At 69.0% G+C, this 12,365-nt stretch carries 10 protein-coding genes; 3 read left to right on the forward strand and 7 right to left on the reverse strand.

Going from position 1 to position 12,365, the window contains the following annotated elements; translation table 11 throughout:
* Nucleotides 1–4: 4 nt before the first annotated feature.
* From AC1EJR_RS12300 to pcaB, 3 genes are read right to left on the reverse strand one after another with little or no spacing between them, the layout of a single operon-like run.
* Entirely contained in the window at nt 5–1,399 is a 1,395-nt protein-coding gene (locus tag AC1EJR_RS12300; protein WP_441592594.1) for a class II fumarate hydratase, read from the reverse strand.
* A 5-nt stretch (nt 1,400–1,404) separates the two neighbouring features.
* On the reverse strand, nt 1,405–2,391 hold the full coding sequence (locus tag AC1EJR_RS12305) for a tripartite tricarboxylate transporter substrate-binding protein (RefSeq protein WP_477147124.1): 987 nt from the start codon (nt 2,389–2,391) through the stop codon (nt 1,405–1,407).
* 60 nt (nt 2,392–2,451) lie between these two features.
* On the reverse strand, nt 2,452–3,825 hold the full coding sequence (gene pcaB / locus AC1EJR_RS12310; protein WP_441592592.1) for a 3-carboxy-cis,cis-muconate cycloisomerase: 1,374 nt from the start codon (nt 3,823–3,825) through the stop codon (nt 2,452–2,454).
* Between the two features lie 163 nt (nt 3,826–3,988).
* Here pcaB and AC1EJR_RS12315 point away from each other — a divergent pair, with 163 nt between their 5' ends.
* From AC1EJR_RS12315 to AC1EJR_RS12325, 3 genes are all read left to right on the forward strand, one after another.
* Nucleotides 3,989–4,723: a GntR family transcriptional regulator gene (locus AC1EJR_RS12315; protein WP_441592591.1), complete on the forward strand. Its 735-nt coding sequence runs from the start codon at nt 3,989–3,991 to the stop codon at nt 4,721–4,723.
* Between the two features lie 61 nt (nt 4,724–4,784).
* Nucleotides 4,785–5,162, forward strand: coding sequence for a potassium channel family protein (locus AC1EJR_RS12320; RefSeq protein WP_441592590.1), 378 nt, complete (start codon nt 4,785–4,787; stop codon nt 5,160–5,162).
* Nucleotides 5,163–5,330: 168 nt separating this feature from the next.
* On the forward strand, nt 5,331–6,746 hold the full coding sequence (locus tag AC1EJR_RS12325; RefSeq protein ID WP_477147125.1) for a hypothetical protein: 1,416 nt from the start codon (nt 5,331–5,333) through the stop codon (nt 6,744–6,746).
* On the opposite strand, the gene AC1EJR_RS12330 is transcribed toward AC1EJR_RS12325, so the two are convergent.
* The 4 genes from AC1EJR_RS12330 to AC1EJR_RS12345 form a co-directional block, all read right to left on the reverse strand.
* Nucleotides 6,730–8,118, reverse strand: a complete 1,389-nt coding sequence (locus AC1EJR_RS12330; protein WP_477113199.1) for an ATP-binding protein — start codon at nt 8,116–8,118, stop codon at nt 6,730–6,732. The genes AC1EJR_RS12325 and AC1EJR_RS12330 overlap by 17 nt on opposite strands.
* 2 nt (nt 8,119–8,120) lie before the next feature.
* The gene (locus AC1EJR_RS12335; protein WP_477147126.1) at nt 8,121–11,033 is read right to left on the reverse strand and encodes an ATP-binding protein; all 2,913 of its coding nucleotides are present in this window, start codon (nt 11,031–11,033) and stop codon (nt 8,121–8,123) included.
* Nucleotides 11,034–11,222: 189 nt separating this feature from the next.
* A complete protein-coding gene (locus AC1EJR_RS12340; protein ID WP_477147127.1) occupies nt 11,223–11,543 on the reverse strand; it encodes a hypothetical protein in 321 nt (106 codons plus the stop codon).
* A gap of 229 nt (nt 11,544–11,772) precedes the next feature.
* Entirely contained in the window at nt 11,773–12,228 is a 456-nt protein-coding gene (locus AC1EJR_RS12345; protein ID WP_477147128.1) for a polyhydroxyalkanoate granule-associated phasin, read from the reverse strand.
* Nucleotides 12,229–12,365: the final 137 nt, after the last annotated feature.

The raw sequence follows: 12,365 nt of genomic DNA on the forward strand, positions 1-12,365 counted from the left end.
GGGGCTACGCCACGCCGCGCGCCATGCGTTCGAGATCGACCAGCCGGTCGTATTCCTCGCCACGCAGGATACCCAGTGCGATGGCGGCCTCGCGCGGCGCCATGCCGTACGCCATGGCGTGGCGCACGATGCGTGCCGCCTGGTCGTAGCCGATCACCGGGTTCAGCGCGGTGGCTGCCAGCAGCGGGCTGTCGAGCTGGCGCGCCAGCCGCGCGCGGTCCGGCGCCAGCCCGGGGATGACCCGTTCGGCCACGGTGTTCGCACTGTCGGCCAGCAGGCGGATGGACTGGAGGACGTTGTAGATCAGCACCGGCTTGGCCACGTTCAGCTCGAAGCTGCCCGAGGCGCCGGCCATGGTCACCGTCACATGGTTGCCGGCTACCTGCATGCCGGCCTGCACCATGACTTCGGCGATGGTCGGATTGCGCTTGCCCGGCATGATCGACGAGGTGAGCCCGTCCTCGGGCATCACCAGCTCGCCGAGGCCGCAGTTCGGCCCGGAACTCATCCAGCGCAGGTCGTTGGCGATCTTGATGCACGACGCCGCAATCACGTTCAGCACGCCGGACAACTCCAGCAGGGCGTCGTGCGCGGCCATGCCTTCCACCTTGCAAGGATTGGGCTGGAACGGCAGGCCGGTCAGGCGGCTTACCTCCGCACAGAATGCCTCCGCGAAGCCGGGCGGGGCGTTGAGCCCGGTGCCCGCCGCCGTGCCGCCCTGCGGCAGCATCAGCAGGCGCGGCAGGGTCCCCTCGATACGCGCGATGCCGTGCCCGATCTGCGCGGCGAACCCCTCGAAGGCGCGGCCCAGCGTGGTCGGCACGGCATCCATCAGGTGGGTGCGGGCCAGCTTCAGGATGTCCGCGAAGTCCGTCGCGCGCGCCTGAAGGCTGTCGCGCAGCGCGGCCATCGCCGGCAGCAGCCGGTCTTCGAGTTCCAGCACCGCGCTCAGGTGCATCACCGTGGGAAAGCTGTCGTTCGATGACTGCGAGCGGTTGACGTGATCGTTCGGATGGATCGGCTGCTTGGTCCCCAACGGCTGGCCCAGCCGCTCGTTGGCCCGATTGGCGATCACCTCGTTCGCATTCATGTTGGTCTGCGTGCCGGAGCCGGTCTGCCAGACCGTGAGCGGGAAATGCGCATCGAACGCGCCGCTGCGCACTTCGGCCGCCGCGGCGACGATGGCCGCCGCCATCTCCGCCTCCAGCGCCCCGCGCTGCTGGTTGGCAACGGCCGCCGCCATCTTGTGCAGGCCGAAGGCGTGGATCAGGCAGTCCGGAAAGCGCTCGCTGCCGATGCCGAAGACGGCCAGCGCGCGCTGGGTCTGGGCGCCCCAGTAGCGGTCCGCCGGGATATCGACGGGGCCGAAGGCGTCACGCTCCACCCGGGACGTTGTCATGGCGCTCAGTCCAGCGAAATATTGGCCTTGGCGGCGAGCACCTTCCAGCGCGCCACTTCCGCCTCGGTGTGCTTGCCCAGCGCGCTGGCCGTGTACTTGTCAGCCGGCAGCATCTGGATGGCCTGCGCCGACAGGCGGTCAGTGAACGCCTTGTCGTGCATCACCTTCAGGTAGGCGGCCTGCATCTTGTCGATGACCGGCTGCGGCGTGCCCTTCGGCGCGTAGATGCCGTACCACGTCGCGGCCTCGAAGCCGGGTATCACGGTTTCGGCCAGCGTCGGCACGTCCTTGAGCTGGCCCACCCGCGATGCCGAGGTCACCGCCAGCGCACGGACTTTCGATTCCGTGATCTGCGGCAGCGCCGTGTTGGTCTGGTMGAACATGCCATCGACCTGCCCGCCAATCACATCGATCAGCGCCGGGCCGGCGCCCTTGTAGGGTACCAGCGATACCTTGATCCCCGCCGCCGACGCAAACATCGCCGCAATCAGGTGCGAGGTGGAGCCCATGCCGGCGTTGCTGATGAACAGCTTGCCCGGATGCTGCTTGCCATATTCGACGAACGCCTTCACGTCCTTGGCCGGATGGTCCTTGCGCACCATCAGCACCATCGGCGTGTCCGGGAAGCGGAACACCGGCGCGAAGTCCTTGACCGGGTCGTACGGCAGCTTCTTGTAGAGCGCCTGCGCCGCGCCCATGTAKCCCATATGCCCCACGAGCATGGTGTAGCCGTCCGCCGGCGCGCGGGCCGCCTTGGCCGCACCGACCGTGCCGCCGGCACCGGGCGAGTTGTCGATGATGATCGACTGGCCGACTTCGCGCCCCACGCGCTCGGCGATGTTGCGGGCCAGCGCGTCGGTGGGGCCGCCGGCCGCGAACGGCACGATCCACGTGATCGGCTTGGTGGGCCAGTTCTGGGCCTGGGCGGATACGGCGGTGAGCAGGGCGGCGGCGGCGAGCGCGCCGCGCACGAAGGTGGGGAAGCGGTGCATGGTTGTCTCCTGAATCAGTCTTATCGTGTGGAAAGCAGTGCGTGGCGCCGGCCGGAGGGCTCAGGCCACTTCGCCGGACAGCGCGATGGCCCGGTCGACCATCTGCGGCGCCAGGCCGAGGTAATTGGCGGGGTCCACCATGTGTGCGATGGCGGCGCGGTCGAAGTGCTCGGTCACGGCCGGCAGCGCCAGCAGGGCCTCGGCCAGCGTGCCGCCCTGCTCGTTGACGGTGCGGCAGGCGTCGTAGACCACGTCGTGCGCCTGCTGGCGGCCGATGTGGGGCGCCATGCGCATCATCACGGCCTCGGCGACGATCAGCCCCTTGGTGATGCCGAGGTTGTGGGCCATGCGCGGCACGTCGACGATCAGCCCGCCCAGCGCGAACTTCGCCTGGTGCAGCGCGCCGGCCGTCAGGATGAAACTCTCGGGAATGGCGATCCACTCGGCGTGCCACGGGCCGGTGGCGCGTTCGAAGTCCTGCACCATCGCATCGACCATCAGCCCGGCGTGCTGGCGCACTGCCTTCGAGGCGGCGAGCATCAGTTCGCTCGAAATCGGGTTGCGCTTCTGCGGCATGGTGCTGCTGGCGCCGCGCCCCTTGACGAAGGGCTCGTAGACCTCGGCGAACTCGGTGGACGCCATGATCATGATGTCGAGCGCAATCTTGCCCAGCGAGCCGGTGACCAGCGCCAGCAGGTTCACTGCCTCGGCAAAGCCGTCGCGCGCCACGTGCCAGGTGGTGGCAGGCACACCCAGGCCCAGTTCCTCGGCCAGTGCCTGCTGCACGGCGAAGCCCTTGTCGCCCAGCGACGCCAGCGTGCCGGCGGCCCCGGCGAACTCCACCATGGCCACGCGCGGACGCAGCTCGGCCAGGCGCTGCTGGTGGCGGTCGAACATCGCCAGCCAGATCGCCACCTTGTAGCCGAAGGTCACCGGCAGGGCCTGCTGCAAGTGGGTGCGGCCGGCCATCGGGGTGTCGCGGTGCCGGGCAGCCAGGTCGGCCAGGATGCCGCGCAGGGTGCGGATATCGGCGTCGATGCTGTCCAGCGCGTCGCGCACCTGGAGGGCCACGGCGGTGTCCATGATGTCCTGCGTGGTGGCGCCCCAGTGGACGTACCGGCCGGCATCGCCGCACATTTCCACGAGCTGGTGCACCAGCGGGAGGATCGGATAGCCGACAATGTCGGTTTCCTCGCGCATGTGGTCGAAGTCGATGCGATCGAGGCGCGAGGCGCTGGCGATGGTCTCGGCGGCATCGGCCGGAATCACGCCGACGCGGGCTTCGGCCCGGGCGAGGGCGATCTCGACGTCGATGTAGCGCTGGACCAGCGCGCCATCGGAGAAGATCTCGCGCATGGCCGCCGTGCCGAAGGCGTCGCGGAACAGCGCGGAGTCGACAACGGTACTGGCGGCGGGAATCGAAATGTTGGGCATGGTGCGACCTTGTGGCATGCTGATGGGATCTCAGATATGTTCGAACATATCGACTATTAAATATGTTCGAACATATTTGCGAAATAGACGTAAACCCGGGGCGTCCACCCGTGTGCCGTCAGCCATGCCGCACCGCGCCAATCAAGTGATGTAACGGGCCTTTATGAGTAAAACAAACGCAGCGGAGATCACCCGCGAACTGCTGGATGGCATCACCACGGGCCAATTCCCCGTGGGCACGCTGCTGCCGACCGAATTCGCGCTGTGCGAGCAGTTCCAGGCCAGCCGCTACACCATCCGGGCGGTGCTGCAGTCCCTGCAGGACATGGGGCTGGTGTCGCGCCGCAAGAACGTGGGCACCCGCGTGGAGGCCGCGCGGCCCCGGGCCGTGTTCAAACCGACGCTGGCCTCGGTGGAAGACCTCATGCAGTTCGGCGAGGCGCACCGGCGCGTGGTGCAGTCGGTGGAGACCGTGGCGGCGCCGCCAGAAGTGGCGGCCGACCTGGGCGGCGCGCCGGACACCCGCTGGCTGCGCATCTCCAGCGTGCGGCTGGACGACGGTGCCAGCGCCGCGCCCATGGCCTGGACCGATATCTATATAGATAGCGCCTACGCGGACATCGGCCCGATCGTGCGCGACACGCCCGACGTGCTGGTCAGCGCCCTGATCGAGTCGCGCCATGGGCGGCCGATTGCCGAGATCGAGCAGGACGTGCGCGCCACCACGCTGGCGGACCCGCGCATCGGCCGCGCGCTGGGGCTGGAGCCGGGGGCGGCGGTGCTGAAGATCGTGCGCCGCTATATCGACGAGGCCGGCGACACCTTCGAGGTGTCCGTGACCATCCATCCGGCGGAAACCTTTTCGGTCACGACGCGACTGAAGCGCACGGCGGGCTGATCCGGGACCTAACATGGACTAGCGCGGCCTTCGCCGCACCTTGCCAGGGAGTCCACCGCTTATGGCCACCATCCGCAACGAATCCGGGCAGCTACCCATCCGCCCCCGCCACGCCATTGCCGAATTCACCGCCGTGCTGTGGCAATTGCGCTCGATCCTGATTTTCCTCAGCGTGCTGTTCGTCCTGCTGTCGCTGGCGATGTACTACGTCGGCGGCCCGGTCGACGCGGGCAGCCGGTCGCCAGCGTCGCTCGGCGGCACCTTGTATTTCTGTGCGATTACGTCGCTGACGATCGGCTTCGGCGACGTCGTCCCGACCACCCCCCTGGGCCGCTTCCTCGCCGTGGCCCTCGGCGCGCTGGGCGTATTGGCGATGGGCGTCATGACCGCGGCGGCCGTGCAAGCGATCCAGGCTGCGGCGAGGCGAACGTTGGGGTGAGGGGTCATGCCCCGCCGATAGTCAGCGCTCACCTAGCCTGCTAAAGCAGGCGCTGCGTCCTGCGTTGGCGGGTCGCAACACACCCTCCTTCGCCATCCGCGACATGATGGGGCGTCGGTGMTACGGTCTCGCTCCAATTCGGCGAGTCGCCGCACCTTCCCTCCCATCATGACGCTCACACGACGTGCCCTGCAGTTGCTGTTTGTTGCAGTCTGGACTTTCCTTGCCATGCACACGGCAGGCGCGGCGGAAGATGCCGCGGCGCCCGGCGCCGGCAGCCACCCGATGACCGATTCCGCCCTGAGCCGCGAAGGCGCGGATCGCCAGTTGGCGGGCAATCCGGCGGTCCGGAAATGGCTGGAGGCTGCGGAGGATGATGCGGAGATCAGGAAGGGGCTTACTGACGAGGAATTGCAGTCGCGGTTGAACCGGGTTGCCAGCGAGGGATGCCGCCACTGCGAGATGACGCGGAACCTGATGCGCCTCGACAGCCAGAACCGGATGTCCTATTTGCGGAGCGGCATGCCATTGCTGTGCCGCCGCAACGCGCCAATTGACGAGGCGGCGCCGATCGACCTGGATGCAGCCTACCGTGTGTTCTACCTGGGCCTTCAGGCCGAAGCCAGAAGCGTTCCCCACACGCGATTGACAGTCGAGCGCACGGCGGCGCTGGAACGCACGTTCGGTGCCAAGACACTTGAGGTTGCCGCCAAGATGCCTGGCGGCGCCCAGAAGCTGATCGATCTGGGTCAGAAGGACTTTTCCGACGAGGACGCGGCGTGCTTTGTCGAAGCCGTCGTACGCGTCGCGGTCGACCAGATCGACGAAGCGGATCGCGATGATCTCGTCCTCCTCCTGCTGGGTGGGCGGGCGCGCGCCGAACGCCCAAAGACTGCTGTGCTGCCCGCGCCTTTCAAGAGCAGCCAGGATGTCCTCGACGCGGACTTCGTCCTCTCCGCCATGCCTCCCGCTTTCCGCAAGCAACTGACCTCGCTCGGCGGCAAGCTGCCATTCAAGCAGTTGGAGACGCATTCGTTTCTCTCGATCAAGACCCGCGAACGATCGGATTTTGTCGAAATCAAGTCGGTGTGTTMCGTGGTCAAGGCGCCGATCCTCCAGTGTTTCCAGCAGGCGAGCACGACGGAAGACGTCCCCTATTACGGCAACTTCTACCTCGGGGACACCTTCCCGTGGACGATGAAACAGCAGGAATACACGCACGGCGCCAAAGCCATGGAGCCGCCMCAGTACGTCATGCTGAACGAGCCGGCGCAGCGTCCCGCCACCGTGAAGCCCGATGCCCGGATGACGTTCTCCGTATCGTCGTGGCGCGGGGAGGTGTCGGGCGCGCCGAAGCTGGCGAAGGTGGTTTGCCGGACCGGCGGGCGCTACGCGGCAAGCCAGATCCTGCCCACGCTAACCGGCATGGCCATCGACATGATCTGCACGGAGACCGAGGGCGCCGAAACCAGCCGCCGGTACACCATGTCTTATGTCGAAGACATGCGCATCAACCTCATACGCTCGTGGGTCTACGCGGACGCGACCTACGTCTCCACCTACCAGTCTATCGAGGCGAAGTAACGGCCCGCAGCCGCTCGCGCGCGTAGGCGCGGACCATGGCGGACAGGCGGAAGCGCGGGCCGTCATCGGTGGCTTCCGGCGATACGAGCGACTGCGCCACCAGCGCTTCCAGCAGGTCCGCTGCTGCCGCGTTGTCGATGCCATCCGCGCCGATGGCTGCCGTGGCGGACGCCAGCGTGAACGTCCCGTCGAGCACCGACAGCCGTTGCAGCGCGGTCTGCGCTGGGGCGGACAGCCGGGTGTAACTCCAATCCAGCGACGCCCGCAGCGAGCGCTGGCGTTCCTGCGGGCTGCGGCGGCGGGCTTCGAGCAGGTTGAATCGATCGTCGGCCTGGTCGAGCAGGCCGAGCACGCCGAACGCGTCGACGCAGCCGGCGGCCAGTTCGATGGCCAGCGGCAGGCCGTCGAGTCGCCGGCAGAGCGCGGCTACGACCGGGGCGTCGCGGTCGGTCAGCGTGTAGCCGGCCCCGCTGGCCTGCGCGCGGGAGGCGAATAGCTGCACCGCGCCGAAGGTCAGCGCCCGGGGCGCGTCGATCTCGATCTCTCCCTCAGGAGGCAGGTCCAGCGGCGGCAGCCGCAGGCGGTGTTCGGCGGCGGCGCCGAGCGGGTGGCGGCTCGTGGCCAGTACCGCCACGCCGGGCGCCTGCGCCAGTTGCGCGAGCAGGGCGGCCACGGCTTCCGGTGCGTAGTCGCAGCCGTCCAGCACCACCAGCAGCCGATGGCCGGCCATGGCGTGGCCGAGCGCGTCCATCCGCGCCGCGCCGAACGCGGCGGCGAGACCCTGTACGGGGTCGGGCAGCGTGCCGAGGTCCAGGAAGCAGATCCCATCGGCATAGTCCCCCGCCAGCCGCTCGGTGGCGGCCAGCGCCACGGTGGTCTTGCCGATGCCGCCGATGCCGACCAGGGTGACAACTCGCCCCGGCTGGACCGCCGCCTGCACGCGGGCCACCTCGGCATCGCGCCCGATGATGGCGGTGAGGCGGCGCGGCAGCACGCGCGCGGCCGGTATGACCTGCGCCGCTGGCGCGGCCCCCTCGTCCACGACCTGCACCACGCCGTCGAAGCGATAGCCCTGACCCGGCACCGTGACGATGCCCGGCCCTTCCGGGCCCAGCACGCGCCGCAAATGGGCGATCTGCACGCGCAGGCTGCTGTCCTCCACGACCATGCGCGGCCACGCCACCGCGGTCAGCGCATCGCGGGAAACGACCTGCCCGGCGTGCTCGACCAGCGCGGCGAGGAGGTCGAAGGCGCGGCTGCCCAGCGTCACCGGCACGCCGTCCGCCAGCAGCTCGCGCCGCGCGGGCCGTAGCAGGAAGGCGCCAAAGCGGTACGCGCGCCCGGCCGCGCTGTCAGGGTCGGTCTTCGCCATGATCATGCGCGTGCCTGCGTGGTCGCCGCGTCGGCTTCGGGTGCGATGGCCGGCATCGCGGCGCAATCCGCCAGCGCAGCCTGCGCGGTCCGGTAGTCGCGCGTGGCGTGTCCTTCGGGCATGCGTGCGCAGATCGACGCGAGCAACTCAGCCGCGCGCGTGCTGTCGTCAGCATCGCCCAGTTCATGGCGCACCCGGGCGAGGCTGGTGGCGGCRCGCAGCGCCMAGGCGCGTGCGCCTTGGGCGTGGGCCACGTCCAACGCGTCCTCGAACGCCGATGCGGCGGMCAACCGGCCTGCGTGCGTGTGCCGATGCGGGTGCGCCTCGGCGGCCACGCGCCGCACTTCGGCCATGCACCAGCCGGACTTGCCCGCCGTCGCGCGCGTGATGGCCAGCGGCGTCACGAAGCGGGCGCCGAAGGTGGCGTAGAGATCGGCCTGCTTGCCGCCGGTGTGCGTGATCCGGGCTTGCAGGCGATGGTGCGCGTCGGTGTCGACGGCACCCGGCGCATCGTCGCGCAGCGCGAGCGCGCCGTCGAGCATCTCCACCCAGCCGTGCCACGCCACCAGCGCGTGCTGCAACGAGTGCTCGCGCAGCCGGTTGGCGTAGTCGGCCAGTGCGGTCTCGTCGCCGCGCCACAGCGCGATCGGGCAGGCCGCGAATGCCAGCGCCTGCGCCAGTGCCAGCGGCATGTCGGTCAGCGCGTCTTCCACGCACTGGGCGACCAGCGACGCGGCGCTGTCCGCGTAGCCCTCGATCCACAGCGTGCGCGCCTCGACGATGCGCATGCAGACGCGGCGGTCCACCAGCGCGGTGAGGTTGTCCACGGGCCGCACCAGCGGGCTCGGATGGGTGCGCACGTGCCGCGCCAGATGCCGCGCCGTGGCGTGGTCGCCCAGATAGTGGTGGGCCAGCGCCAGCGTGTGTTCGGCCCACAGGCGGGCCATCGCATCGCCGTCCTGATCGGCCAGTGCGCACATGGTCTCGGCGTGGCGCCGCCCGGCGGCGTAGTCGCCAGAAGCCAGCGCGATCATGCCGATGCCGGCCAGCGCCTGCTGTTGCGGGCCCGATTGCGCCCCCGGCTGCGCCAGCGCGGTGGCGTCGCGCAGCGCGCGCTGGTAGGCGTCTTCGGCGCCGGCGGCCACGCCGCGCGTGTGATAGATCAGCGTGCCCAGCGCCACGCGCAGCCGCGTGGTCAGCGTGGGGTCGAGCGGGGCGGCGCCCTCGTCGGCCAGCGCCAGCGCGCGCGCTGCGTAGCCGCAGAATTCGTCGAGACGGGAGAGGAAGTAGCCCAGCGGCAGCGCGGCGATGATCAGCGTGGCGCCCAGGGCGGCGTCGCCGTCCGGGGAGAGCGCCCAGCCGATGGCGGCCCGCACGTCGTCGATGGCGTTGCCGTAGCGCGCGGCCCATTCGGCCTGCGTCAGCGTCGGTTCGTCGGTCCAGGTGGCGCGCAGTGCATCGCGCCAGTGCAGCGCATGGCGGGCCTGGAGGTCGCGGAGCGCGCCGTCCCGGGCCAGCCGTTCCAGCGCATAGGCGCGCGTGGTGGCGAGCAGCCGGTAGCGCACCACGCCTTCGCTGGCATCCACGCTGACCAGCGACTTGGCGACCATCGACGCGATGCCGGTGTCCACATCGCCCCGGCTGACCTCGGCGTCCACCAGTACCGCGCGCGCCCAGGCCAGCGTGAATTCGCCGGTGAACACGGCCAGCCGCGTCAGCACGACGCGCTCGGTGGCGGGCAGCACGTCGTAGCTCCAGTCCAGCAGCGCGCGCAGGGTGCGGTGGCGGGGCTGCACGATGTCGCTGTTGTACGCCGACATCTGGAAGCGGTCGTCCAGCAGCCGGCGCAGATGGGCGACGCCGAAGGTCTCCACGTGCGCGGCGGCCAGTTCGATGGCCAGCGGCATGCCGTCGAGGCTGGCGCAGAGCATGACCACGCCGGGCGCGTCGGCGTCCGGCAGCTGGAAGGTGTCGGCGCTGTGGATGGCGCGCTCCACGAATAGCTGCACGGCCGGGTAGCGCATCGCCTCGTCGGCGCTGATTTCGTTGCGCGGGGAGGGCAGGGCGAGCGGCGGCACGCGTTGGACCCATTCGCCCTCGCATTGCAGCGGCTCGCGGCTGGTGACGAGCAGGTGGACGTCCGGCGCCCCCTGCAGTAGCGCCAGCACCAGCAGGGCCACGGCGTCGATCACGTGCTCGCAACTGTCCAGCACGATCAGCATGCGCCGGTGCCGCAGCGCATCCACCAGCGCCGCGCGCGCGGTGGGGCCGGCCGTCATGCCGAGCGTGGCGGCCAGCGCGGCGTCCACCAGTCCCGGGTCGGCCACGCGGCCAAGGTCCACGAAGCGCACGCCGTCCGCATAGTCCGGCAGCAGTCGTTCGGCCATGGCCAGCGCGATGGTGGTCTTGCCCATGCCGCCCGCGCCGCACAGCGTGAGCAGGCGCCGCTGCGGCAGGCTCTGGGCGAGCGCGGCGATCAGGGTTTCCCGGCCGATGACGCGGGTCACGCGGGCGGGGAGGTGGGCGTCATGGGCGGGGGCTGCCGGGAGTGCGCCGGGCGCACCTTCGGCGGTGGCGCGTGCCACCGGCGCGACGAAGCAGTAGCCGCGTCCGGCCACGCTGGCGATGTAGCGCGTGCCGCCCTGGCCATCGCCGAGCACCTTGCGCAGCGCACCCATGTGCACGCGCAGCGTGGCTTCCTCGGCATCGCCGTCGGGCCAGGCATAGGCGATCAGCGCGGCCTTGCCCACTACCTCGCCGGCACGTTCGACCAGCGCGGCGAGGATGCTGCGCGCACGCGCACCCAACCGCACGGGGCGGCCGGACTCCAGCAAAAGGCGCTGCGCGATATGCAGCGTAAACGGACCAAAGGCGACCGGTGGGTCGGCTTTGACGGCAGGGGCGCGGCTAGTCAAGATGGATTCCTCGCCGGCGGGGGCGAGCCGGACGAAGCGCTATTCTGAATGGCCTGCCCGCGATGAGCAAATCCACCGCACGATGGAGGATAAAAAAATAGCCCGGCACGTCCTTGCGGGCGTGCCGGGCTTGCCGGGTATCAGGCGCCGGATGTCACGGGCGGCTGGCTTGCCGCCTGACGGTTGGCCTTACTTCTTGGCGCCGTCCGTGTACGGATCGGGCTTGCCGGTCTTGGCGCCGTCCAAGTACGGGTCGGGCTTGCCGCTCTTGGCGCCCGAGGTGTACGGGTCCGGCTTGCTCGGCGCCAGGTCGGTCTTGGTCGACGACTTCGCGCCATCCGTGTACGGATCGAACTTGCCGGACTTGGCACCATCGGTGTACGGATCGGGCTTGCCGACCTTGGCACCTTGCGTGTACGGGTCCACGGGCTTTTGTTGGGCGTGGGCCAGCGGCATCGCKACGATGGCAGCGGCGGCGACGAACATGCTGKAGATAAGGGTCTTGCTCATAAGGGCCTCGCGGGATGGGGYGCGATTCAAATACCTGCCTCGACTGCGCCCTCAACAGCTTTATAAGCCATCGGGCAGGTGGCGCTTTGTGTCTCGATCAGCATACTGACTAAACAGTAGACGCATCAATCGTGCCGATCAATTTGTGATGCAAACGTCGCGTCAGGGCCGTGCGTTGCAGAAAATACCGTGTAAAGCCCGGGGAACCTGTCGGCTTCAGTGACGGTTTTCAGACACTTTTGCCCTTGCGCGGGGTCTCGCGCACGGCGACGGCCGGTACGTCGACGATGTCCCCTTCGGATGTCGCCACGGCGGCGATGTCGGGCATCACCGGCATCGCGGGCAGCAGCGTCGGCATACCKAACATGCCGAACATGCGGCCCCAGTTGTCGAGCCAGGCGCGCTGCATGGCCGCGCCTTGCTCCAGCATGGCGGTGGCGTAGTGCATCGGGATCGAGAAGAAGGGCATCTGGTTGGTCCACTGCCGCGCGTACAGTTCCTCGGGGTCTTGCGGCATGAAGCAGGAGGCCCAGTCGAACTGGGCTTCATCCATCCAGGATTTCGCGAAATCGGCGTTCAGGCCCATCATCTTGCGCCAGTTCTCGATCATCTTGTCGTCCAGCGCGTAGGCGCCCTGGAACGAAAAAGCGGGGAAAGACCACAGCGTCGGTGGAAGGCTGTTCATGGTGGAAAGCTCCGGTGGATACCTTGGGTGGAAGGTGGGTCCTGCGCAGGGGTCGCCTACATGCTTATCCAGTATGGACGCTCGGTCAACTAGCGTATGGATGACTTCTGTGAAGTTTGGTGATCCTGGCCCGCTTT

This window comes from Cupriavidus sp. 05T42 (assembly GCF_056396345.1).